Source organism: Tychonema sp. LEGE 06208 (assembly GCF_015207505.1).
In the GTDB taxonomy this organism is placed as follows: domain Bacteria; phylum Cyanobacteriota; class Cyanobacteriia; order Cyanobacteriales; family Microcoleaceae; genus Microcoleus.
In genome coordinates, this window is sequence record NZ_JADEWT010000213.1 from 1 (window position 1) to 2,502 (window position 2,502).

At 56.2% G+C, this 2,502-nt stretch carries 2 protein-coding genes and 2 pseudogenes; all 4 read left to right on the forward strand.

From position 1 onward, the window contains the following. Window positions 1-651, forward strand: a pseudogene (lacI, locus tag IQ263_RS27915) (DNA-binding transcriptional repressor LacI); the annotation flags it as partial. Window positions 652-700: 49 nt separating this feature from the next. Beyond that, a pseudogene (locus IQ263_RS27920) lies at window positions 701-1,042 on the forward strand (hypothetical protein); the annotation flags it as partial. A 50-nt stretch (window positions 1,043-1,092) separates the two neighbouring features. Next, window positions 1,093-1,356, forward strand: a complete 264-nt coding sequence (locus IQ263_RS30145) for a site-specific integrase (protein WP_003660253.1) — start codon at window positions 1,093-1,095, stop codon at window positions 1,354-1,356. A gap of 103 nt (window positions 1,357-1,459) precedes the next feature. Then, entirely contained in the window at window positions 1,460-1,651 is a 192-nt protein-coding gene (locus tag IQ263_RS27930) for a Rop family plasmid primer RNA-binding protein (protein WP_194071277.1), read from the forward strand. Window positions 1,652-2,502 lie beyond the last annotated feature (851 nt).

Consider the following 2,502-nt stretch of genomic DNA (forward strand, 5'->3'; position numbering starts at 1 on the left):
GCGTTATTTCTTGATGTCTCTGACCAGACACCCATCAACAGTATTATTTTCTCCCATGAAGACGGTACGCGACTGGGCGTGGAGCATCTGGTCGCATTGGGTCACCAGCAAATCGCGCTGTTAGCGGGCCCATTAAGTTCTGTCTCGGCGCGTCTGCGTCTGGCTGGCTGGCATAAATATCTCACTCGCAATCAAATTCAGCCGATAGCGGAACGGGAAGGCGACTGGAGTGCCATGTCCGGTTTTCAACAAACCATGCAAATGCTGAATGAGGGCATCGTTCCCACTGCGATGCTGGTTGCCAACGATCAGATGGCGCTGGGCGCAATGCGCGCCATTACCGAGTCCGGGCTGCGCGTTGGTGCGGACATCTCGGTAGTGGGATACGACGATACCGAAGACAGCTCATGTTATATCCCGCCGTTAACCACCATCAAACAGGATTTTCGCCTGCTGGGGCAAACCAGCGTGGACCGCTTGCTGCAACTCTCTCAGGGCCAGGCGGTGAAGGGCAATCAGCTGTTGCCCGTCTCACTGGTGAAAAGAAAAACCACCCTGGCGCCCAATACGCAAACCGCCTCTCCCCGCGCGTTGGCCGATTCATTAATGCAGCTGGCACGACAGGTTTCCCGACTGGAAAGCGGGCAGTGAGCGCAACGCAATTAATGTAAGTTAGCTCACTCATTAGGCACCGGGATCTCGACCGATGCCCTTGAGAGCCTTCAACCCAGTCAGCTCCTTCCGGTGGGCGCGGGGCATGACTATCGTCGCCGCACTTATGACTGTCTTCTTTATCATGCAACTCGTAGGACAGGTGCCGGCAGCGCTCTGGGTCATTTTCGGCGAGGACCGCTTTCGCTGGAGCGCGACGATGATCGGCCTGTCGCTTGCGGTATTCGGAATCTTGCACGCCCTCGCTCAAGCCTTCGTCACTGGTCCCGCCACCAAACGTTTCGGCGAGAAGCAGGCCATTATCGCCGGCATGGCGGCCCCACGGGTGCGCATGATCGTGCTCCTGTCGTTGAGGACCCGGCTAGGCTGGCGGGGTTGCCTTACTGGTTAGCAGAATGAATCACCGATACGCGAGCGAACGTGAAGCGACTGCTGCTGCAAAACGTCTGCGACCTGAGCAACAACATGAATGGTCTTCGGTTTCCGTGTTTCGTAAAGTCTGGAAACGCGGAAGTCAGCGCCCTGCACCATTATGTTCCGGATCTGCATCGCAGGATGCTGCTGGCTACCCTGTGGAACACCTACATCTGTATTAACGAAGCGCTGGCATTGACCCTGAGTGATTTTTCTCTGGTCCCGCCGCATCCATACCGCCAGTTGTTTACCCTCACAACGTTCCAGTAACCGGGCATGTTCATCATCAGTAACCCGTATCGTGAGCATCCTCTCTCGTTTCATCGGTATCATTACCCCCATGAACAGAAATCCCCCTTACACGGAGGCATCAGTGACCAAACAGGAAAAAACCGCCCTTAACATGGCCCGCTTTATCAGAAGCCAGACATTAACGCTTCTGGAGAAACTCAACGAGCTGGACGCGGATGAACAGGCAGACATCTGTGAATCGCTTCACGACCACGCTGATGATCTTTACCGCAGCTGCCTCGCGCGTTTCGGTGATGACGGTGAAAACCTCTGACACATGCAGCTCCCGGAGACGGTCACAGCTTGTCTGTAAGCGGATGCCGGGAGCAGACAAGCCCGTCAGGGCGCGTCAGCGGGTGTTGGCGGGTGTCGGGGCGCAGCCATGACCCAGTCACGTAGCGATAGCGGAGTGTATACTGGCTTAACTATGCGGCATCAGAGCAGATTGTACTGAGAGTGCACCATTGCGGTGTGAAATACCGCACAGATGCGTAAGGAGAAAATACCGCATCAGGCGCTCTTCCGCTTCCTCGCTCACTGACTCGCTGCGCTCGGTCGTTCGGCTGCGGCGAGCGGTATCAGCTCACTCAAAGGCGGTAATACGGTTATCCACAGAATCAGGGGATAACGCAGGAAAGAACATGTGAGCAAAAGGCCAGCAAAAGGCCAGGAACCGTAAAAAGGCCGCGTTGCTGGCGTTTTTCCATAGGCTCCGCCCCCCTGACGAGCATCACAAAAATCGACGCTCAAGTCAGAGGTGGCGAAACCCGACAGGACTATAAAGATACCAGGCGTTTCCCCCTGGAAGCTCCCTCGTGCGCTCTCCTGTTCCGACCCTGCCGCTTACCGGATACCTGTCCGCCTTTCTCCCTTCGGGAAGCGTGGCGCTTTCTCATAGCTCACGCTGTAGGTATCTCAGTTCGGTGTAGGTCGTTCGCTCCAAGCTGGGCTGTGTGCACGAACCCCCCGTTCAGCCCGACCGCTGCGCCTTATCCGGTAACTATCGTCTTGAGTCCAACCCGGTAAGACACGACTTATCGCCACTGGCAGCAGCCACTGGTAACAGGATTAGCAGAGCGAGGTATGTAGGCGGTGCTACAGAGTTCTTGAAGTGGTGGCCTAACT